At 72.7% G+C, this 20,569-nt stretch carries 15 protein-coding genes and 1 pseudogene; 5 read left to right on the top strand and 11 right to left on the bottom strand.

The window, feature by feature from the left end; genetic code table 11:
• Positions 1-3: 3 nt before the first annotated feature.
• Positions 4-2,010: an elongation factor G gene (locus FK498_RS07955; protein ID WP_141853336.1), complete on the top strand. Its 2,007-nt coding sequence runs from the start codon at positions 4-6 to the stop codon at positions 2,008-2,010.
• Positions 2,011-2,096: 86 nt separating this feature from the next.
• Here FK498_RS07955 and FK498_RS07950 read toward each other — a convergent pair whose 3' ends face one another.
• Complete coding sequence (locus FK498_RS07950) at positions 2,097-2,834, bottom strand: NAD-dependent deacylase (protein WP_237560881.1); 738 nt, start codon at positions 2,832-2,834, stop codon at positions 2,097-2,099.
• Positions 2,825-3,223, bottom strand: coding sequence for a DUF3775 domain-containing protein (locus tag FK498_RS19925; RefSeq protein WP_237560879.1), 399 nt, complete (start codon positions 3,221-3,223; stop codon positions 2,825-2,827). The genes FK498_RS07950 and FK498_RS19925 overlap by 10 nt, the downstream gene beginning before the upstream one ends.
• A 308-nt stretch (positions 3,224-3,531) precedes the next feature.
• Here FK498_RS19925 and FK498_RS07940 point away from each other — a divergent pair, with 308 nt between their 5' ends.
• Together FK498_RS07940 and FK498_RS07935 are read left to right on the top strand one after the other, a co-directional pair.
• Positions 3,532-4,641: an efflux RND transporter periplasmic adaptor subunit gene (locus FK498_RS07940; RefSeq protein WP_141853332.1), complete on the top strand. Its 1,110-nt coding sequence runs from the start codon at positions 3,532-3,534 to the stop codon at positions 4,639-4,641.
• 6 nt (positions 4,642-4,647) lie between these two features.
• Positions 4,648-7,761 (top strand): efflux RND transporter permease subunit, encoded by a 3,114-nt coding sequence (locus FK498_RS07935; RefSeq protein WP_141853330.1) that lies wholly within the window; start codon positions 4,648-4,650, stop codon positions 7,759-7,761.
• 9 nt (positions 7,762-7,770) lie between these two features.
• Here the strand turns inward: FK498_RS07935 and glgA are convergent, their stop codons facing one another.
• From glgA to glgX, 5 genes are all read right to left on the bottom strand, one after another.
• Positions 7,771-9,195 (bottom strand): glycogen synthase GlgA, encoded by a 1,425-nt coding sequence (glgA, locus tag FK498_RS07930; RefSeq protein ID WP_141853328.1) that lies wholly within the window; start codon positions 9,193-9,195, stop codon positions 7,771-7,773.
• Positions 9,196-9,205: 10 nt separating this feature from the next.
• Positions 9,206-10,477 (bottom strand): glucose-1-phosphate adenylyltransferase, encoded by a 1,272-nt coding sequence (gene glgC, locus FK498_RS07925; RefSeq protein WP_141853326.1) that lies wholly within the window; start codon positions 10,475-10,477, stop codon positions 9,206-9,208.
• A 61-nt stretch (positions 10,478-10,538) separates the two neighbouring features.
• Complete coding sequence (locus FK498_RS07920) at positions 10,539-13,046, bottom strand: glycogen/starch/alpha-glucan phosphorylase (RefSeq protein WP_141853323.1); 2,508 nt, start codon at positions 13,044-13,046, stop codon at positions 10,539-10,541.
• A gap of 120 nt (positions 13,047-13,166) precedes the next feature.
• Positions 13,167-15,185: a 4-alpha-glucanotransferase gene (gene malQ, locus FK498_RS07915; protein WP_141853321.1), complete on the bottom strand. Its 2,019-nt coding sequence runs from the start codon at positions 15,183-15,185 to the stop codon at positions 13,167-13,169.
• On the bottom strand, positions 15,182-17,323 hold the full coding sequence (gene glgX, locus FK498_RS07910) for a glycogen debranching protein GlgX (RefSeq protein ID WP_370510885.1): 2,142 nt from the start codon (positions 17,321-17,323) through the stop codon (positions 15,182-15,184). The genes malQ and glgX overlap by 4 nt, the downstream gene beginning before the upstream one ends.
• 140 nt (positions 17,324-17,463) lie before the next feature.
• On the opposite strand from glgX, the gene FK498_RS07905 reads away from it, so the two are divergent.
• Positions 17,464-18,165 carry an SDR family NAD(P)-dependent oxidoreductase gene (locus FK498_RS07905; RefSeq protein ID WP_141853317.1) on the top strand — a complete coding sequence of 234 codons (702 nt, stop codon included), beginning with the start codon at positions 17,464-17,466 and terminating at the stop codon, positions 18,163-18,165.
• 123 nt (positions 18,166-18,288) lie between these two features.
• On the opposite strand, the gene FK498_RS07900 is transcribed toward FK498_RS07905, so the two are convergent.
• Genes FK498_RS07900 through FK498_RS07885 form a run of 4 tightly spaced genes read right to left on the bottom strand, consistent with a single transcriptional unit; the run spans position 18,289 to position 19,751 of the window.
• Positions 18,289-18,651, bottom strand: a complete 363-nt coding sequence (locus tag FK498_RS07900; protein WP_141853315.1) for a DUF2155 domain-containing protein — start codon at positions 18,649-18,651, stop codon at positions 18,289-18,291.
• Positions 18,648-18,869, bottom strand: coding sequence for a hypothetical protein (locus FK498_RS07895; RefSeq protein WP_141853313.1), 222 nt, complete (start codon positions 18,867-18,869; stop codon positions 18,648-18,650). Before FK498_RS07895 ends, FK498_RS07900 begins: the two co-directional genes overlap by 4 nt.
• A 4-nt stretch (positions 18,870-18,873) precedes the next feature.
• On the bottom strand, positions 18,874-19,383 hold the full coding sequence (gene mlaD / locus FK498_RS07890; RefSeq protein ID WP_141853311.1) for an outer membrane lipid asymmetry maintenance protein MlaD: 510 nt from the start codon (positions 19,381-19,383) through the stop codon (positions 18,874-18,876).
• A complete protein-coding gene (locus tag FK498_RS07885) occupies positions 19,380-19,751 on the bottom strand; it encodes an NADH:ubiquinone oxidoreductase subunit NDUFA12 (protein ID WP_141853309.1) in 372 nt (123 codons plus the stop codon). The genes mlaD and FK498_RS07885 overlap by 4 nt, the downstream gene beginning before the upstream one ends.
• 179 nt (positions 19,752-19,930) lie before the next feature.
• On the opposite strand from FK498_RS07885, the pseudogene FK498_RS07880 reads away from it, so the two are divergent.
• Positions 19,931-20,569: pseudogene (locus FK498_RS07880) on the top strand (hypothetical protein); the annotation flags it as partial.

Raw genomic sequence — 20,569 nt, 5'->3', positions numbered from 1 at the left:
CACATGCCAGAGAAAGCCCCCCCCGCCCCCAACGGCAACGGTCGCCACGGGCCGCGCGCGATCGCGCTGGTCGGGCCGCAGGGGGCGGGGAAATCGATCCTGTTCGAGGCGATGCTGGCCGCCGCAGGCTCGCCCCTCAAGCGTCCGACCGATGCGCGCGACCGAACCATGGGCACCGAGACGCGGGTCGGCCATTGCAGCTTCATGGGCGAGCCCTTCGCCCTGCTGGACTGCCCGGGCTCGGTGGAGTTCGCCTACGAGGCGGCCTCGGCGGTCGCGATCGCGGACATGGCGGTGCTGGTCTGCGAGCCCGATCCCACCCGTGCGCTGGGGCTCGGCCCGGTGTTCCGGATGCTCGAGGACCAGGGCGTGCCCTGCCTGGTCTTCGTCAACAAGATCGACACGATCGCCGACGGCAGCCTGCGCGAGACGATGGCGGCGCTGCAGGCGCAGTCGCGCCGGCCGCTGGTGCTGCGCCAGGTGCCGATCCGCGAGGGCGACGAGATCGTCGGCTATGTCGACCTCGTCAGCGAGCGTGCCTATCGCTACCGCCGCGGCGAGCCATCCGAGCTGATCCGCATGCCCGAGACGGTGGCCGAGGGCGAGCGCGAGGCGCGCAACGCGCTTGCCGAGACGCTCGCCGATCACGACGACGCGCTGCTCGAGAAGCTGATCGAGGAGGCGGCGGCGACGCCGGACGACCTCTACCGCGTGATGCACCGCGACCTCGTCACCGGCGCGGTGGATGCGGTGCTGCTGGGTGCGGCCGAACGCGGCGGCGGGGTGCGGCGGCTGTGGAAGGCGCTGCGCCACGACGCGCCGGAGGCGGCCGAGACGGCGGCGCGGCGCGGGCTCGATCCGGCGCTGGAGGGACCGGTCGCGCAGATCTTCAAGAGCGTGCACACCGGCCATGGCGGCAAGCTCTCCTATGCGCGCATCTGGCGCGGGTCCCTGAAGGACGGCACCACGCTCGAGGGGGTGCGGCTCGGCGGCATCACGCGCTTCCCCGGCCTCGAGGCCGAGAAGGTGGCGGAGGCGGCGGAGGGCGATGTGGTCGCGCTCGGCCGGCTCGAGGGGCTGGCGACGGGGCGGACGATCTCGACCGGCAAGGACACGAAGCAGCTTCCGTTCCCCGTGCCGCCGCCGCCGGTGCACGCGCTCGCGGTGGCGACCGAGGATCGCAAGGACGACGTGCGGCTGACGGCGGCGCTCGCCAAGCTGATGGAGGAGGATCCGTCGCTCTCGGTGCGCCAGGACGCCGAGATGGGCCAGATCATGATCGAGGGCCAGGGCGACATCCATCTGCAGGCAGCGGTGGCGCGGCTCGGCCGCGCGCACGGGGTGAAGGTGTCGGTGGCGAAGCCGCGCACGCCCTATCGCGAGACGATCCGCCGCAAGGTGCGCCAGCATGCGCGGCTGAAGCGGCAGACCGGCGGGCACGGCCAGTTCGCCGACGTGGTGCTGGAGATCGAGCCGCGCGGGCGCGGCGAGGGGTTCCTGTTCACCGACAGGATCGTCGGCGGCGTGGTGCCGAAGCGGTTCATCCCCGCGGTCGGCGAGGCGGCGGAGGAGTCGACGCGCAAGGGGCCGCTCGGCCATCCGGTGGTGGACATCGCGGTGACGCTGGTGGATGGCGGTTTCCACTCCGTGGACAGCAGCGACATGGCGTTCGCCACCGCGACGCGCATGGCGATGCAGGAGGGGCTGGCGGCGGCGGGGCCGGTGCTGCTCGAGCCGATCCACCACGTGTCGGTGTTCGTCCCGAACGGCTTCACGGCGGCGGCGCAGCGCCTGCTCTCGGAGCGTCGCGGCCAGATCCTCGGCTATTCGGAGCGCGAGGGCTGGCCGGGCTGGGACGAGGTGCAGGCGCTGGTTCCGCTCGCCGAGATGCACGGCATGATCATCGAGCTCAGGTCGATGAGCATGGGTCTCGGCAGCTACGTGCATCGCTTCGACCACCTTGCCGAGGTGCAGGGGGCGGCCGCGGCGCGGGCGGCGGCCGCAGGCTGATCGCTGCTGGGGGTGTGGGGGGACCAGCGTGGTTCCCCACTTTTTTGTTGGGGGAAAGGGCCGAAAGGCCCTTTCCCCCAAACCCCCTATCCCGATGACCCGCGCCCGTCCGGCCCCAGCAGCCGGTTCACGAAGTCCGGCACCACGCGCGTGGCGGGACCGTGGATCGTCTCGTCGAACAGGCGGCTGCCTTCGCTCGGCTCGAGGTTCAGCTCCACCGTGCGCGCGCGCCCGCGCACCTCGGCGACGAAGCCGGCGGCCGGATAGACGCTCCCCGAGGTGCCGATCGAGACGAACAGCCCGCAGCGGTCCAGCGCGGCGGCGATCTCCTCCATCGCCAGCGGCATCTCGCCGAACCACACCACATGGGGGCGCATGGCGCCGGCGCGTCCGCAGGAGGGACAGGCGGTCTCGACCGAGAGGTCGTCGCGCCAGGGCGTGACGGCCCCGCACCGACCGCACCGCGCCTTGGCGAGCTCGCCGTGCATGTGGATCAGGTTGGGGGTGCCGGCCCGGTCGTGCAGGTCATCGACGTTCTGCGTCACCACCGTCACGCCGCCGGGCCAGGCGCGCGCGAGCCGCGCGAGCGCGTGATGCGCCGCATTGGGCTGCACCGCGGGGTCGGCGATCTGGCGGCGCCGGGCGTTGTAGAAGGCGTGCACGCGCCCGGGGTCGCGCGCGAAGGCCTCCGGCGTGGCGACGTCCTCGATCCGCACCCTGGCCCAGATCCCGTCGGCGTCGCGGAAGGTGGCGAGTCCGCTCTCGCGCGAGATGCCCGCGCCGGTCAGCACCACGATCGGCGCATCGCGCGCGATCAGTCGCAGCCGAGCCCGAAGGCGGCGAGCCCCTCCTCGAGATAGTCGGCAAGCAGCGGCATGCCGACCAGGTAGTCGTCGGCGTTGCGCAGGTTGCGCTCCTTCGCCGTGCGCACCGCCTCGTCCCATTCCGAGACGTCGAACTCGCCGCGGCCGATCCAGGCGAGCGCGATCAGCGCCGCCTGCTCGTCCTCGTTCATCTCGGCGATCGCCTCGCGCAGCTCCTCGGCGATCGTGTCGCCCTCCTCCTCGAGCAGATGCGCCTCGGGATCGTCATCATCCGGATCCGCATCGCCGTCGCCCGCACCCTTGGCGTCGAAAGCGCGGGCGCGCGTGATCACCCAGCAGACGGTCTCCGTCGAGATGCCGAGTTCGGGGACCTCGTCCTCGTCAGCCATGGCACTGTCCTCAGTGGCGGCCGGCAGGCTTCAGTCGTTGCCCGACCGAGGCCGGCGCAGACCATGCGCCCGGCCGCATGACCGTCGCGTCGGTTCTCTGCTCGGTCGGCCTGATCGGATCACGCCGAAGCCTCCGCCGGGGGCGAGGCGGCAAGTCTGCAAGTCCGGCCGCGAAGCCTCAAGGGGGAATCCGCGAACGCGGCGATGTCCCCGGCATCCGTCCGCACGTGCCGATCGTGGCATCGCGCGAGCCGAACGGGTTACTGTGCCGGTCCGCGTCGGGCTGCCGATGGAGAGAGGTCGTGCGCATGACCGTGCCGGGCCTGGCCCTTGCCCTCGCGCTGGTGCCACTCGCGGCAGTCGGACAATCCGCCCCACCGCCTGCCCCGGCGGTCGGCGTGATGCGGGTCGCCAAGGAGCCGATCACCCCCTCGATGAGCTTCTCCGGCCGCATCGAGGCGATCGACCGGGTGAACCTGGTCGCGCGGGTGAACGGCTTCCTCCAGGAGCGCACGTTCCGTGAGGGACAGGAGGTCGCGAAGGACGACCTGCTGTTCATCATCGAGCGGGAGCCCTACCGGGCGGCGGTGGAGGCCGCACAGGCGGCGCTCGCCTCGGCCGAGGCGGCGAAGCAGAACGCCGATGTCCAGCTCGCGCGCGCCGAGGATCTGCTGCGCACGCGCGACATCCCGCCGGCGACGCGCGATCAGCGCAAGGCGGAGGCCGCCATGGCCGCGGCCCGCGTGCTGGAGGCGCAGGCGGCGCTGACCCAGGCCGAGATCAATCTCGACTACACGCTGATCCGCGCGCCGGTCGCGGGCCGGATCGGCCGCGCCGCGGTCAGCCCCGGCAACGTGGTCGGTCCCGCCACGGGGCCGTTGGCGCTCCTGGTCGGCCAGGACCCGATGTACGTCACCTTCCCGGTCAGCCAGCGCGTGTTCCTGACCCTCCGGCAGTCCGGCCGCCAGGATGAGCGCGCGCGGATGCGGGTGCGCATCCGCTTCCAGGACGGCTCGCTCTACGATCAGCTCGGCCGGATCGACTTCGTCGATGTGACGGTCGCGCAGGCGACCGACACGATCACGGTGCGGGCGCGGATCGACAATCCCGACCGCCGACTGGTGGACGGGCAGCTCGTCGCGGTGACGGTCGAGGGGGAGGAGCCGGAGCAGCGCGTGGTCGTTCCGCAGGCGGCGCTGCTGCTCGACCAGCAGGGCGCCTATGTGTTCGTGGTCGAGGACGGCAGGGCGGTGGTCCGGCGGCTCAGGACCGGTCAGGCGCTTGAGGGCGGGCGGATCGCGGTGGAGGACGGGCTGGCCGAGGGCGACCTTGTGATCGTCGACGGGCTCCAGCGCGTCCGCCCCGGCCAGCCCGTGCAGGCCGCGCCCGTGGCGCCGCGGCCGGCGCGCGGGAGCTGAGGGCCGATGATCTCCGCCGTCTTCGTCGACCGGCCGCGGCTCGCTGTCGTCATCGCCATCGTCACCACGATCGCCGGGCTGATGGCGCTCGCGCGCATCCCGGTCGCCCAGTATCCCGACATCGTGCCGCCGCAGGTGAGCGTGACCGCGCGCTATCCCGGCGCGAGCGCGGCGGTGGTCGAGGAGACCGTCGGCCAGGTGATCGAGAGCCAGGTCGTCGGCGTCGACCGGATGATCTACATGCGCAGCCTCTCGGGCAATGACGGCTCCTACACGCTGACCGTCAGCTTCGAGCTCGGCACCGACCCGGACATCAATACCGTCAACGTCAACAACCGCGTCCAGGTCGCGCTCTCCTCGCTGCCCGCCGAGGTGCAGCAGCAGGGGGTGACGGTGAAGAAGAAGTCGTCGGCGATGCTGACCGTGATCGCGGTGCACGCGCCGGACGGGCGCCACGACGGGCTGTTCCTCTCCAACTACCTCACCATCAACGTGCTCGATACGATCAAGCGCATCCCGGGCGTGGGCGAGGTGGCGCTGTTCGGCCCCCTCGACTACGCGATGCGCGTGTGGGTGCGGAACGACCGGCTCGTCCAGCTCGGACTGACGCCGGCCGACCTGATCGCGGCGATCCGGGCGCAGAACGTGCAGGCCCCGGTGGGGCGGATCGGCGCCGAGCCGATCAGCGACGACCAGCAGCTCCAGCTCACCATCACCACCCGGGGGCGGCTCGTCACGGCGGAGGAGTTCAGCGCGATCGTGATCCGCGCCAACCCGGACGGGTCTGTGCTGCGGCTCGCCGACGTGCGCACCCGCTTCAACGGCAGGGACGGGCAGCTCTTCGCGGTCTACCAGTCCCCCGGCGCGAACGCGGTCGCGACCGCGCGGGCGGCGCAGGCGGCGATGGCCGACCTCGCCGGCCGCTTCCCCGAGGGCATGGAATGGACGGTCGTCTACGACGCGACCACCTTCGTCAGCGAGACCATCCACGAGGTGCAGAAGACCCTGATCGAGGCCTTCGTGCTGGTCGTGCTGGTCGTGTTCCTCTTCCTCGGCAACCTGCGCGCCACCCTGATCCCGACCATCGCCGTGCCGGTCAGCCTGATCGGCACCTTCGTCGTGCTGCTGATGCTCGGCTACTCGGCGAACACGGTCAGCCTGCTCGCGATGGTGCTGGCGATCGGCATCGTCGTCGACGACGCGATCGTTGTGGTGGAGAACGTCGAGCGGGTGATGCACGAGGAGCCGCATCTCTCCCCGGCCGACGCGGTGAAGAAGGCGATGGCGGAGATCACCGCGCCGATCATCGCGATCACCCTGGTGCTGCTCTCGGTCTTCGTGCCGGTCGCCTTCATCCCCGGCATCACCGGCGAGCTGTTCCGCCAGTTCGCCGTGACGATCTCGGTGGCGATGGTGCTGTCCGCGATCAACGCGCTGACACTCTCGCCGGCACTCTCCGCCGTCCTGCTCCGGCCGGCGACTGGGCCGCGCCGCGGCCCGATCGGCGCCCTCATGCGCGCGATCGATGCGGCGGCGCATGGCTATGGCGCGGTGGTGCGGCGGCTGGTGCGGGTCTCGGCGCTGTCGGTCGCGATCGTCGCCGCCTGCATGGCCGGGGTGGTCGGCCTCGCCCGGGTCACGCCCGCGGGCTTCCTGCCGGAGGAGGACCAGGGCGCGTTCTTCGTCCAGATCCAGCTTCCCGACGCCGCCTCCGTGCCGCGCACGCTGGCGGTGGCTGCGGAGATCGAGCGCATCGTCGCCGCCGATGCGGCGGTGGAGAACGTCTCCACCATCGTCGGCTTCAACTTCCTCGACGGTGCCGCCCAGTCCAATGCCGCCTTCATCATCGGCCTGCTGAAGCCGTTCGATCAGCGCACCGATCCGGCGCTCGGCGTGCAGCCGGCACTCGCGCGCATGGCGCAGGCCTTCGCCGCCGTTCGCGACGGCGTGGCGGTGCCGCTGAACGTGCCGCCGATCGTGGGCCTGGGCAGCGGCGGCGGCTTCACCCTCATGCTGCAGGATCTCGAGGGCCGCGATCCGAAAGAGCTCGCCCAGGTCGCGCGCGGCCTGCTGGTGGCGGCCAACCAGCAGGAGGGGCTGAGCCGGGTGTTCTCCACCTTCAGCGCCGCGAGCCCGTCGATCCGGCTGGAGCTGGATCGCGACAAGGCGCAGATCCTCGGGGTGCCGGTCGCCGAGATTTTCCGCACGCTGCAGGCGATCCTGGGCGGCGCCTATGTGAACGACTTCAACCTGTTCGGCCGCACCTGGCAGGTCACCCTGCAGGCGGAGGCGGACGACCGCAGGACCGTCGAGGACATCCTGCGCATCCATGTCCGCAACGCGCAGGGGGAGATGGTACCGATGCGCAGCCTCGCCGAGATCCGCATCGACGAGGGGCCACAGAGCATCGCGCGCTACAACAACGTCCGCGCGGCGCAGATCCTGGGCGCGGCGGCGCCGGGGGTCTCGTCCGGCCGGGCGCTGAGCCTGATGGAGCAGGTCGCGAACCGCACCCTGCCGCCGGGCTACGGCTTCGAGTGGTCGGACATCTCGTTCCAGGAGAAGCGCGCGCAGGGCCAGACCGCGGCGATCCTCGCCATGGCCCTGCTGTTCGCCTACCTGTTCCTGGTGGCGCTGTACGAGAGCTGGACCATTCCGGTACCGGTCCTGCTCTCGGTCTCGATCGCTCTCCTCGGCGCCTTCCTCGGCATCGCCGTCGTCCAGGCGCCGCTCGACCTCTACGCGCAGATCGGCATCGTCGTGCTGATCGCGCTGGCCGCGAAGAACGGCATCCTGATCGTCGAGTTCGCCAGGGAGCAGCGCGAGAGGGGCGTGGCGCTGCGGGAGGCGGCGACGGAGGGCGCGCGGCTCCGCTTCCGCCCCGTGATGATGACCTCCTTCGCCTTCATCCTCGGCCTGGTGCCGCTGGTCACCGCCTCGGGCGCGGCGGAGATCGCGCGCCAGAACGTCTCGATCGGCGTGTTCGCCGGGATGATCGCCGCCTCTGCCCTCGGCATCTTCGTCATCCCGATGCTCTACGTGGTCTTCCAGGGGTGGCGGGAGCGCATCAGGGGATGGTTCGCGCGCAGGTCCGCGCCCGGCGAGGCGCCGGCGGAGTAGCGATGCGGCTCAACCGCGCGCGAGGGCGGAGAGCAGCGCCGCATACTGCGCGGCCGACCGCGTCCAGGACACGTCGGTCGCCATCGCGTTGCGCTGGAGCCGCCGCCACGTCCCGGCATCAGCGAACAGCGCGGCGGCGCGACGCAGCGCGGCGGCGAGCATCCCGGCGGTCGGCGGGCTGAACTGCAGCCCGGTGCCCCAGCCCGCCTGCAGCGCCATCGGATTGGCATCGACGACGGTGTCGGCGAGGCCGCCGAGCCGCGCGACGACCGGCACCGCGCCGTAGCGCAGCGCGCAGAGCTGGGCGAGGCCGCAGGGCTCGAAGCGCGAGGGCACGAGCACGCCATCGGCGCCGGCGTAGATGAGTCGCGCGATCCGCTCGTCGTAGCCGATCGCGACACCGACGCGGCCGGGATGCGCGGCCGCCGCCGCGCGCGCGCGGGCCTCGAGCCCCGCCTCGCCGCTGCCGAGCAGCGCGAGACTGCCGCCCGTCGCCAGCAGCGCCGGCAGGGCATCGAGGATCAGATCGACGCCCTTCTGCCAGGTGAGCCGGCCGACGAAGCCGAACAGCGGGCGTGGGGGATCGGCCGCGATGCCGAGGGCGCGGCCGAGCGCCGCGCGGTTGGCCGCGCGCGGGGCGGGATCGGCGGCGTCGAAGCGCGCGGCCAGGTGCCGATCGGTCGCCGGGTCCCACGCAGTCGTGTCGATCCCGTTCAGGATGCCGTGCAGCACCCCGGCACGGCCGGCGAGCAGCCCGTCGAGCCCCATGCCGCCCTCGGGCGTGGTGATCTCGGCCGCGTAGGTCGGCGAGACGGTGGTGATCGCGTCCGCATACCAGAGCCCCGCCTTGAGGAAGCCGACACCGCCGTGGAACTCGACGCCGGCGAGCGCGAAGGCCGCGTCGGGCAGGCCGAGATGGGGGAACAGGGCGGCCGGGAAATGCCCCTGGAAGGCGAGGTTGTGCAGCGTGAACAGCACCGGCAGCCGGTTGCCCGCGTGGCGCAGATAGGCTCCGGCGAGCCCCGCCTGCCAGTCATGCGCGTGCAGCGCCGCGAAGCCGCCCTCGGCCGCGAGTCGCGCCGCCGCCGCGCCGAGCGCGGCGAAACGGATGCCGTTGTCGGGCCAGTCGGCCCCGTCCGGTCCGAGATAGGGGTTGCCGGGGCGGTCGAACAGCGCGGGCGCATCGAGCGCGGCGACGGCGAGTCCGCCGGCCTGTCCGCGCAGCAGCCGCGCCGGCCCTCCGGGCAGATCGGCGAAGCGCGCCACCTCCTCGGCGCCGGCGAGCGCGTCCAGCACCGCCGGGTAGCCCGGCAGCAGCGTGGTCACGGCCACACCCTCGCGCGCGAGGGCGGCCGGCAGCGCCCCCACCACATCCGCAAGCCCGCCGGTCTTGACGAACGGCACCGCCTCGGAGGCGACGGCGAGCACGCGCATCGCGGCCGCGTCAGCCCAGCCGCTCGATCATCGGCGCCGTGATCAGGCAGATGCCGCGCTCGGTGCGGCGGAACCGCGCCGCATCCGCGGCCGGGTCCTCCCCCACCACCAGTCCGGGCGGGATGCGCACGCCGCGGTCGACGACGACATCGGTCAACCGCGCGCCGCGGCCGACATCCACCTGCGGCAGCAGCACCGCCCCGCTCAGCCGCGCATAGGAGTGCACGTGCACGCCGGTGAACAGCAGCGAGCGATGCACGGCCGCGCCCGAGATGATGCAGCCGCCGGAGACCAGCGAGGAGACGGCCTCGCCCCGCCGGCCGCTCTCGTCGTGGACGAACTTCGCTGGCGGCACCACCTCGGCATAGGTCCAGATCGGCCAGTCCTGGTCGAAGAGGTCGAGTTCCGGCACCACGTCGGTGAGGTCGATGTTCGCCGCCCAGTAGGCATCCACCGTGCCGACATCGCGCCAGTACGGCGCCGCCTCGGCCGAGGAGCGGACGCAGGACCGCTCGAAGCGGTGCGCGACCGCGCGGCCGGAGCGCACGAGGTGGGGGATGATGTCGCGGCCGAAATCGTGCGTCGAGGCCGGGTCGGCCGCATCGCGGCGCAGTTCCGCGATCAGGAAGGGCGTGTCGAAGACGTAGATCCCCATCGAGGCGAGCGCGCGGTCGGGCTGGCCCGGGATCGCCGGCGGATCGGCGGGCTTCTCGACGAAATCGACGATCACCCCGGCCTCGTCCACATGCATCACCCCGAAGCCGGACGCCTCCGCGCGCGGCACGGCGATGCAGGCGACCGTCACGTCGGCCTTCATCTCCACGTGCTGCTGCAGCATCACCTCGTAGTCCATCTTGTAGACATGGTCGCCCGCCAGCACGACGATGTGGCGCGGCGCGTGGTCCTCGATGATGTCGATGTTCTGGAACACGGCATCCGCCGTGCCGCGATACCACATCGTCTCGGAGACGCGCTGGCTCGCCGGCAGGATGTCGAAGCTCTCGTTGCGCTCGGGGCGGAGGAAGTTCCAGCCGCGCTGGAGATGACGGATCAGGCTGTGCGCCTTGTACTGGGTCGCGACCGCGATGCGCCGGATGCCGGAGTTGATCGCGTTGGAGAGCGCGAAGTCGATGATGCGCGACTTGCCGGCGAAGAACACGGCCGGCTTGGCGCGCCGGTCGGTCAGCTCCATCAGCCGCGAGCCGCGTCCGCCCGCGAGCACGAAGGCCATGGCGGTGCGTGCGAGCGAGGCCGGGAGCAAGACGCGGCCGTCTGCGGTCATGAGGCGTTCCCCTGGGCGGTCCGATCCTGCCAGGGAAGGCGGACGGAGCGCCAGCCCCGCGTCAGCCGCCGCGCCTTCCCTCCTGCGCCGCCGCCGCCTCCGCCGCCTGGACGAGCGGACGGCGATGCACGGGGATGTTCCAGACCTCCGCCGCGTACTCGGCGATGGTCCGGTCGGCCGAGAACCAGGCCATGTTGGCGGTGTTGAGCACCGCCGCGCGGATCCAGGCCGACCGGTCCTGCCACAGCCGGTCCGCGCGGCGCTGGGCGGCCCAGTAGGCCTCGAAGTCGGCCGCCACCATGAACGGGTCGGGCCCGCGCAGCGAGGCGACCAGGTCGCGATAGCGGCCGGGGTCGTCCGGCGAGTAGGCGCCCTGCTCCAGCGCCTCGAGCACGGCGGCAAGGCGCGGCGAGGCGGCGATCGCGGGCCAGCCGCCGACGCCGCGCGCGCGCCGCTCGGCGACCTCCTCGGCCGAGAGGCCGAACAGGAACATGGTCTCCTTGGGCACGCGCTCGGCGATCTCCACGGTCGCGCCGTCGCGCGTGCCGATCGTCAGCGCGCCGTTGAGGGCGAGCTTCATGTTGCCGGTGCCCGAGGCCTCCATGCCGGCGGTCGAGATCTGCTCGGAGAGGTCGGCCGCCGGCACGATCAGCTCGGCCGCCGAGACGTTGTAGTTCGGCAGGAACACGACCTTGAGCAGTCCGCCGAGCGCGGGGTCGCCGTTCACCGCCGCGCCCACGTCGTGCGCGAGCTTGATGATCAGCTTGGCGCGGTGGTAGCTCGCGGCCGCCTTGCCGGCGAACACCTTCACGCGCGGCGCCCAGCCGGCCGCGGGGTCGGCGCGGATCGCCTCCGCCAGCGCGATCGTCTCGAGCAGGTTGAGGAGCTGGCGCTTGTACTCGTGGATGCGCTTGATCTGCACGTCCATCATCGCCGTCGGATCGACGGCGATGCCGAGCTCGCCGCGGATCGCCTCGGCGAGCGCCTGCTTGTTCAGGCGCTTGACGAGGGCGAAGTCGCCGCGGAAGCCCGCATCCTCGGCGAGCGGGACGAGCTCCTCGAGCGCCTGCGGATCGTCGCGGAAGCGGGGCCCGATCGCGGCCTCGATCAGCGTGCAGAGCCGCCGGTTCGCCTGATGCAGCCAGCGTCGGAAGGTGATGCCGTTGGTGATGCCGACGATCCGCCCCGGGGCGACGCGGTCGAGGTCGTGGAACACGGTGCGGCGCAGCAGGTCGGTGTGCAGCGCCGAGACGCCGTTCACCCGGTGCGAGCCGAGGAAGGCGAGATGGCCCATGCGCACCCGACGCTCGGCGTTCTCGTGGATCAGGCTGACCGAGGCGGCCAGCGCGTCGTCGCCCGGGAAGCGGGCGCGCACATCATCGAGATGGCGCGCGTTGATCACGTAGATGATCTGCATGTGGCGCGGCAGGAGCCGTTCCATCAGCGCCACCGGCCAGCTCTCCAGCGCCTCGGGCATGAGGGTGTGGTTGGTGTAGCCGAACGATCCGCGGGTGATGCGCCACGCCTCGTCCCAGGGGAGCTGGTGGAGGTCGACGCAGATCCGCATCAGCTCGGCGACCGCGATCGCGGGATGGGTGTCGTTCAGCTGGATCGCCACGCGGTCGGGCAGCGAGGCGAGGTCGCCGTAGACGCGCAGGTGCCGGCGCACGAGGTCCTGCAGCGCGGCGGAGGTGAAGAAGTACTGCTGGCGCAGCCTGAGCTCCTGGCCGGACGGGGTCTCGTCGCCCGGGTAGAGCACCTTGCTGATCGACTCCAGGCGCACGCGGTCGGCCAGCGCGCCGACATGGTCGCCGCGGTTGAAGGCCTCGAGCTTGAGGGGGTCGGGGGCGCGCGCCGACCAGAGCCGCAGCGTCGTCATGCTGCGTCCGCGCCAGCCGACCACCGGCGTGTCGTAGGCGACCGCATGGACCTGCTCGTCCGGCCGCCAGACGCAGGGCTCGTCGGCGACCGCCCCCTCCACCCAGCCGCCGAAGCTGATCTCGGGGCAGATCTCGGGCTTGGCGAACTCCCAGGGGTTGCCGTAGGCGAGCCAGTCCTCGGGATACTCGTGCTGCCAGCCGTCGACGATGACCTGGCGGAACAGACCGTGATCGTACCGTATCCCGTAGCCGAAGGCAGGCACGCCGAGGCTCGCCATGCTCTCCATGAAGCACGCGGCGAGCCGGCCGAGGCCGCCATTGCCCAGGGCGGCGTCGTGCTCAACCATGCGGATGCGTTCGAGCGTGACGCCGAGCGGGGCAAGCGCATCGTTCACCTGCTCGGTCAGCCCGAGATTGTCGATGTTGTCGCGCAGCAGCCGGCCGATCAGGAACTCGAGCGAGAGATAGTAGACCTGCTTCGCTCCAGTCTCGTAGGCGGACCGGGTCGTCGCCATCCAGCGATCGACGATCAGATCGCGCACGGCGCGCGCGGTCGCGATGAACCACTCGCGGTCGGATGCCGCGTTCTGGCTGCGCCCGACATCGTAGGTGAGCTTGCGGATGATCGCGTCGCGCAGGATGGCAGGATCGCGGCGCGCGCCACTCCGCGCTTCCGTCTCGAGGGTCACGCCGTATACTCTCTCCCGTTGCAAGTTCCGGTACTGCCTCGCGGCACCGGACGCAAGGCTGCCAGAAGCGCCGCCGCACGTGAAGCGGCGACGCGGGCGGCGTCGGCGTCACGCGGTGCATCAGCACCGCTCGCGCGCCTGCCGTGTCGTGGCGAATGCGGCGAGCCGCGCGCGCGTGCCGGCGTCGTCCAGCAGGCCGGCCGCCTCTCCGGGCAGGCGCCGGCGCCAGTTCGGATGGCCCTCCACCGTGCCGGGCAGGTTCGGCTGTTCGGCGAGCGCGCAGGCGTCCTCGAGCGGCAGCAGGGCGAGCGCGGAGGCGGCGGCGCCGACATGGCGCAGCGCGGCATCGAGCGGCGGGTCATCCGGCTCGGGCGCCGCTCCCGCCGCCGCGCCGGATCGGCACATCGCCTGCCACAGCGCGATGCGATCGCGCGCGCGCTCCTGCTGCGCCCGTTCGGCTGCGGCCGGATCCGGGAACAGGCCGAGCCGCCGGCGCCAGTCGATGTCGCGGCCGGCCCACCAGCCCGTCACGGTCGGCAGGTCGTGCGTCGTGGTCATCGCCACGGCCTGGCGCGTCCAGTGCACCGGCGCGAGGAAGCCGCCCTCGGCGTCGCGCTCGAACCAGAGCACGCGCATGCCGAGGATGCCGGCAGCCTCCAGCCGTTCGCGCAAGCCCTCAGGCACCGTGCCGAGATCCTCGCCGATCACGACCGCGCCGTGGCGCCAGGACTCGAGCGCGATCAGGCGCAGCAGGTCGTCGAGCGGATAGCGCACATAGACGCCCTCGTGCGGCGCGGCACCGGGTGGGATCAGCCAGAGCCGCGCCAGCCCCATGACATGGTCGATGCGCACCCCGCCCGCATGCCTGAGTGCCGCACGCAGGACGCCGAGGAAGCCCGCGAAACCCGTCTGCCTGAGCGCGGTCGGCGAGAAGGCGGTGAGGCCCCAGTCCTGTCCGCGTGGCGAGAACCCGTCCGGCGGCGCCCCGACCGACACGCCCGTCAGGATCTGCCCGGGCGCCGACCACGCCTGGCTGCCGGCAGGATCGGCGCCGACCGCGAGATCCGAGATCAGGCCGATCGCCATGCCGGCCGCGCGCAGCCGGCGCTGCGTCTCGGCCAGGCTCGCATCGGCGAGGAACTGGAGGAAGGCATGGAACCCGACCTCCTCCGCCTGCGCGTGCGCGAAGGCCTCGACCGCGCGGCTGCGAGGATCGCGCAGCTCCGGCCGCCAGCACCGCCAGTCGCAGCACGTCGGCTCCTTCGCGATGTGCCACGCGTGCAGGGCCTCGAAGCGCGCGTGATCCTCGAGGGGCCGGCCTGCGCGCGCGCGGAAGGCCGCGAAGCGCGGATCATCGCGGTGGCGGGCATGGAGCGCGCGGAAGATGGCGAGGCTCAGCGCCGAGACCGCCGGCCAGTCGACCAGCGCGCCGTCATCGCCCGGACTCGGCTCGGCGTCGGCGAAGACGAGCCCCGGATCGGCGTAGAGCGGATTGAGGAACAGCCGCGAGGAGGGCGCGTAGGGGCCGAAGCGATGCGGGTCTGCCGCGAACAGCGCGTGCTGCGGGCTGACCGCGATGCAGTCCGCGCCGTGCCGTGCCGCCGCCTCGCCGAGGGCGGCGAGCGCGCCGTGGTCGCCCACGCCGCGATCGCCCGGCTTGCGCAGCGCGTAGAGCTGGGCGGCCAGTCCCCAGCCGCGCCATCCCTCGCGCAGGCCGACGCAGCGCGCCGGTGCGGCGGCGAGCCGCACCTCGCCGTGGCCGAGTTCCAGACGGTGCCAGCCCGGCGCGTCCAGCGCCGGCAGCCGGGCCTCGCCGCTCCAGCCCGCCACCAGGCGGCCCTCGCGGATCGAGCCGTCCTCGAGTTCGAGGCGCCATGGATCGCCCACCGCGGCGCCGGGCACGGCCGTGCCCTCGGGACCGACGGTCAGCGTCAGGACGGGAGGCAGCGTGCGTGCGTGCCGCGCGAGCTCGGCGCGCGACTCGGCGATCGCCGCCTCGCTGGCGGCGGGGAACCCCATCGCGCCGAGCACCGCGCGCAGCGTCTCGGCGCCGACCGTGTTGCTGCGGCCATCGTTGTCACGCCAAGTGACGACCAGCCCGGCCTCGTGGGCGAGCGCGTGCAGCGACGCGTCCGTCACGGCCGCTTGTCGCCGAGCGTGCAGGCGAGCAGGACCGCGGCATGGGCGGCGACCTCGATCTCTCGCCCCGAAACCTGCTCCTCGGGCGCATCGGGCAGCGCGGTGTCGAGCACCCGCCGCCAGTCGAGCGGCGGATCGGGCAGGGTGAAGCGATGCGCCACCGCATCCGCGTTCAGGAGCAGGAGCGTCGCCTGCACCGTGCCGGCCTCGGGCCAGATCCGGCGCAGGACCAGCGTGTGTCCGGGCTGCGCCCAGGCCTGCGGCGTCTTCGGCCGTCCCTCCGCGTCGAACCAGGCGATGTCGGAGAGCCCCGGCCACGGCTCCTCGGTGCCGTGCAGGAAGCGGGTCGGGCGCAGCGGCGCGAGCCTTGCGCGCAAGGCGACGCAACGCGCGACGAAGTCGCGCATCCGTCGCGGTGCCGGCTCCTCGGCGCGGGTCCAGTCGATCCAGCTCAGCGGGTTGTCCTGGCAGTAGGCGTTGTTGTTGCCCTTCTGCGTGCGGCGCAGCTCGTCGCCGGCGAGCAGCATCGGCGTGCCGGCGGAGGCGAGCAGTGTGGCGATCATCGCGCGGCCGACGGCCTCGCGCGTCGCGTTGATGGCCGGGTCGTCGGTCTCGCCCTCCACGCCCCAGTTGCGGCTCAGGTTGTGGTCGCTGCCGTCGCGATTGCCCTCGCCGTTCGCCTCGTTGTGCTTGCGCGCATAGGCGGTGAGGTCATGCAGCGTGAAGCCGTCATGCGCGGTGACGTAGTTCACGCTCGCCCAGGGACGGCGGCGGTGGCGGTCGAAGAGCTCGGCGGAGGCGGTGAGGCGCGCGGCGAGTTCGGGCCGCGCCTCCGCGTCGCCGGCCCAGAAGCGGCGCACGGTGTCGCGGAAGCGGTCGTTCCACTCGGCGAATCCGGGCGGGAAGCGGCCGAGCTGGTAGCCCTCGGGGCCGAGATCCCAGGGCTCGGCGATCAGCTTCACCTGGGCGAGCACGGGGTCCTGGCGGATCGCATCGAGCAGGCCGGCGCCCGGATCGAAGCCTGATCCCTCGCGGCCGAGGATCGATGCCAGATCGAAGCGGAACCCGTCGACGTGATAGGACGTCACCCAGTGGCGCAGGCTGTCCGTCACCATCTGCAGCACGCGCGGATGGGCGAGATCGAGCGTGTTGCCGGTGCCGGAGTGGTTGACGTAGCGGCGGCGATCCTCCGCCTCGATCCGGTAGTAGGAGGCGTTGTCGAGCCCGCGCCAGCAGAGCGTCGGCCCGGTCTCGTCGCCCTCGCCGGTATGGTTGTAGACGACGTCGAGGATCACCTCGATGCCGGCCTGATGCAGGCGGCGGATCGCGGCGCGGATCTCGTCGCGCGACTCGGGCGCGCTCAGGTAGCGCCGCTCGGGCGCGAAGAAGCCGAGGGTCTGGTAGCCCCAGTAGTTCACGAGGCCGCGATCGAACAGCACGCGGTCATGCAGGATCGCCTGCACCGGCATCAGTTCGACCGTCGTGATGCCGAGCCGCAGCAGATGCTCGATCACCGCCGGATGCGCGAGGCCCGCGAAGGTGCCGCGCTGGTGCTCGGGTACCGCCGGGTGGCGCATCGTCAACCCGCGGACATGCGCCTCGTAGATCACCGTGCGCTCCCAGGGCACGCGCGGCGGATGGTCGTCGCCCCAGACGAAGTCGTCATGCGTCACCACGCATTTGGGCACGCAGTGCGCGCTGTCGCGACGGTCGGGACCGCGCTCGCGCCCGCCGCGCGGGGCCGCGCCGGCGAGCGCGTCGGACCAGCGGAGTTCACCGCGCAGTTGGCGCGCATAGGGATCCAGCAGCAGCTTGTGCGGATTGAACCGGTGTCCGGCCGCCGGATCGAACGGCCCGTGCGCACGCAGCCCGTAGACCATGCCTGGCCCCGCACCCGGCAGGTAGCCGTGCCAGATCTCGTCGGTGCACTCGGGCAGGTCGAGGCGAGCGAGTTCATGCCGACCCTCGGCATCGAACAGGCAGAGTTCGATCCGCTCGGCATGGGCGGAGAAGACGGCGATGTTCACGCCGAGCCCGTCCCAGTGCGCACCGAGCGGATGGGGTGCGCCGCGCTCCAGCCGATCGGGCCGGCCGGCCGGCCGCGCCGGGGCGGAGCGGGCGCTGGCAGGAGCGTGCAGCGGCGCGGGGACGGGTTCGGCGGTCACGCGGGGCGACTATAGGGGCAGTGCGGCGGCCGCGTCACCGCTCGCGCAGGGCCGCCGCCTGGCCGCGCCCGCCGTCGCGTGCCAGGCTCGGGCGGACGAGGAGGGACGGGCCGATGCGGGACCGCTACGAACGCGCGCTGATCGTCGGTGCGGGCGAGGGGCTGAGCGCCGCGCTTGCGCGGCTGCTTGCGCGCGCGGGCATGAAGGTGGGGCTGGCGGCGCGCTCGGTGCAGAAGCTCGGCCCTCTCGCCGCCGAGACCGGCGCGGTGACGCAGCGCTGCGATGCGACCTCGCGCGCGGATGTGACGGCGCTGTTCGCGACGATGGACGACGCCCTCGGCGGGCCGCCGGAGGTCGTGATCTACAATGCGAGCCATCGCGTGCGCGGACCGTTCGTCGGCCTCGATCCTGCCGAGGTCGAGCGCACCCTCGCGGTCTGCGCCTTCGGCGGCTTCCTGGTCGCGCAGGAAGCGGCGCGGCGGATGCTGCGCGCAGGCAAGGGCGCGATCCTGTTCACCGGCGCATCCGCCAGCGTGAAGGGCTATGCGCAGTCCGCGCCCTTCGCGATGGGCAAGTTCGCCCTGCGTGGCCTTGCCCAGAGCCTCGCGCGCGAACTGCAGCCGCAGGGCATCCATGTCGGACACGTGGTGATCGACGGCGGCATCCGCTCCGCACGCCGGACGGAGCCCGCCGGGGCGCCCGACAGCCTGCTCGATCCGGCGGCGATCGCGCAGGCCTATCTCGGCCTCCTGGACCAGGACCGCAGCGCCTGGGCCTGGGAGATCGAGCTCAGACCCTGGGTCGAGCGGTTCTGACGCCGAAGCGTCCCGTCGCGGGGCGCGTCCCCCGGGCCGGTTCGGGCCCGTCGCAAACCACGCCAGCCCGTGCCCGTGGCCATCGTCCCGCAGACGGCCGAGTTCAGCCGTCTGCGCGCCGCCCTAACGGCACGCGAGCACGCGCAGGTCATAGACCGCGTGCTCGAGCATGTTCAGCGCCGGGCTCGCGGCGAACATCCAGCCGGCGAAGACGCGCTGGCCGTTCAGCCGGGTGTCCTTCACGGTCAGCCAGGCGGCGGCGTCGGGCTGCTCGTCGGGCGGGCGGTGATGGCAGGCGGCCACGTGGATCTCCAGCGTGCCGAAGCGCACGGTCTCGCCCACCTTCGCCTCGATGGTGGAGATGCGCGCCGTCACCTTGTCGAGGGCCTGCAGCTCGGCGACCCGGCCGGCGATCCAGCCCGCCGCCTGCGGCTGCGCGACGGCCGGGGCGGCGAGCAGCGCGAGGGCGAGCGCGGCCTTCCTCATCGGTCTCCCTGGCCCGGTGGCGTGAGCCCCTCCACCAGCTCGGCGAGAAGCCTCTTCATCGCGCGCGGATCGACCCCCATCAGCACGGCATCCTCGTAGGCGTCGCGCAGCACCTGGGCGAGCTCCTGCCAGTTCTCCTCCAGCACCTTCACCTTCTCGCGACAGGAGACCGGCGAGCCGTCCGGCTGCGGCCAGCGCGCCGGCGGGGCCGCGCCCATGGCCTCAGTTCCCCGGACGGGCCGGCGCGGACGGCTGGCGCTCCGCTTCCTTGCCCACCGCCGAGACGAGATCGGTCACCGAGAAGATGAACCGCCCGAGCAGGGCCTCCAGGCTGATCGCCGACTGGGTGGCCTCGATCGTGCCGCCATCCGCCAGCATCCGCTCCGACCCGCCCGGCACCAGCGCGACGTAGCGTCCGCCGAGCAGGCTCTCGGAGGTGATCTCGGCCGAGGTGTCGGTCGGCAGGCGGATCCCCGGGTCGATCCGCATGGTCACCACGGCGAGGTAGGTCTCGGGATCGATGCGCTGGTCGACCACGCTGCCGACCTTCACGCCCGAGACGCGCACATCCGCGCCCGGCGCCAAGCCGTCGATGCGGTCGAAGCGCGCGGTGAGCGCATAGCCCTGGGTGAGGGTGCGGCCGGAATGCGTCACGGCGTAGAACAGGAACACCGCGGCGACGGCCAGCACCACCGCGCCCGCGAGGATCTCGGCGATGCTCCTGCGGCTCATCGCGGCGGGGTCGCGTCCATCTCCGGGGTCCAGGCCTCATAGTCGCCGGTGGCGCGGGCACGGCGGCCGCCCTCGAGCTCGTGGCCGGGCGGACGGTATGCGGCCGGGGTTCCCGTCAGGTTGGGCTGGTGCTCCTGCTGCCAGGGGAAGCGCTTCTCCTCGGGCAGAGGCGCATCGGTCGTGTAGTGCAGCCAGGCATGCCACTCCGGCGGCACCTCGGAGGCCTCCGCCTCGTGCGCATAGATCACCCAGCGGCGCTGGCGCATGCCGGGGCGCGCGCGGCGCTCCTCGTAGTAGGTGTTGCCGAACCGGTCGGTGCCGACCTTGCGGCCGCGCCAGCGCGTGAACAGGCGGGTGCCGATCGTCATGGCCGCGGATGGTTCCTCGCCGTCAGGGCGCGGGTTTTTCGCATGCGCGGCCGGCGCCGTCCAGCCGAACCGCGCCGCTGTATCTGGTGGGTCCGATCGCGGCGAACCGCAAGATGCGCTTTCCCTCGCGCCCGCGCGGGTCTATCGTCGCAACCCCTGGGGCGACGGCCCGGAGTCTCATGAGCGAATCCTGGGACGCCTACGCGGCACTTCCTCGCCGGGTCGGTCACGACAGCCGGACGGGGCGGGTGGTGCATCTGCCGCCGGCCTATGACGACGACGCGGCAGCGGCCTTCGCTGCGCTGTCCCCCGCCCCCTCGCTTGCCGCCGCGATTGAGCCGCTCCTGCGCGACTGGATGCGGGCGGGGCTTGCGCGCGGCGCCCTGCCGGGACGGGCGGAAGCAGGACTCTGGGCCGATGCGCTGCGCCACCAGGCGGCGCTGCGGCGTGGCCTGCCGGCCGAACCGCTCTGGCACGGTCCGCGCGGGCGCGAGCGCGCCTGGGTTCTCGATCTCGCGGCCTTCGTCGAACCCGACCAGAGCGTCGCCGCGGGTGCCCTCGCCCGCGCCGCCGCGGCCGCGATCACGGCGCTGGAGATCGCCGGCCCCCCCGATCCGGCGCGTCCGGCGACCGTGATCCCGGCCAATCTCGCCGGCGCGCTGATGGCTGCCGGCGTGCCCTATGCTTGGCCGGAGGGCCGGGCCATGGCGGCGGCGCTGCTTGCGGTGGTGCTGGGTGGGGCGGCCGAAGCCTCGGCCGCGCTCGCGCTCCGGCTCGGCCCCTGTCCGGCGTGGTGCGACCGGCGCACGTCCGTGCTG

It is taken from the genome of Elioraea sp. Yellowstone, from assembly GCF_006704265.1.
Taxonomy (GTDB): Bacteria; Pseudomonadota; Alphaproteobacteria; order Acetobacterales; family Acetobacteraceae; genus Elioraea.
Note: the sequence above shows the minus strand (reverse complement) of the source record. Positions and strands in the feature narration are given on the sequence as shown.

What these genes read in the sequence shown, in the direction of transcription:
- FK498_RS07955 (WP_141853336.1), top strand. Translation starts at nt 4, where the DNA reads ATGCCAGAGAAAGCCCCCCCCGCCCCCAACGGCAACGGTCGCCACGGG.
- glgA (WP_141853328.1), bottom strand. Translation starts at nt 9,195, where the DNA reads ATGCGCGTGCTCGCCGTCGCCTCCGAGGCGGTGCCGTTCGTCAAGACC.
- FK498_RS07905 (WP_141853317.1), top strand. Translation starts at nt 17,464, where the DNA reads ATGCGGGACCGCTACGAACGCGCGCTGATCGTCGGTGCGGGCGAGGGG.
- FK498_RS07935 (WP_141853330.1), top strand. Translation starts at nt 4,648, where the DNA reads ATGATCTCCGCCGTCTTCGTCGACCGGCCGCGGCTCGCTGTCGTCATC.
- FK498_RS07885 (WP_141853309.1), bottom strand. Translation starts at nt 19,751, where the DNA reads ATGACGATCGGCACCCGCCTGTTCACGCGCTGGCGCGGCCGCAAGGTC.
- FK498_RS19925 (WP_237560879.1), bottom strand. Translation starts at nt 3,223, where the DNA reads ATGGCTGACGAGGACGAGGTCCCCGAACTCGGCATCTCGACGGAGACC.
- FK498_RS07940 (WP_141853332.1), top strand. Translation starts at nt 3,532, where the DNA reads ATGACCGTGCCGGGCCTGGCCCTTGCCCTCGCGCTGGTGCCACTCGCG.
- mlaD (WP_141853311.1), bottom strand. Translation starts at nt 19,383, where the DNA reads ATGAGCCGCAGGAGCATCGCCGAGATCCTCGCGGGCGCGGTGGTGCTG.
- FK498_RS07895 (WP_141853313.1), bottom strand. Translation starts at nt 18,869, where the DNA reads ATGGGCGCGGCCCCGCCGGCGCGCTGGCCGCAGCCGGACGGCTCGCCG.
- glgC (WP_141853326.1), bottom strand. Translation starts at nt 10,477, where the DNA reads ATGACCGCAGACGGCCGCGTCTTGCTCCCGGCCTCGCTCGCACGCACC.
- FK498_RS07900 (WP_141853315.1), bottom strand. Translation starts at nt 18,651, where the DNA reads ATGAGGAAGGCCGCGCTCGCCCTCGCGCTGCTCGCCGCCCCGGCCGTC.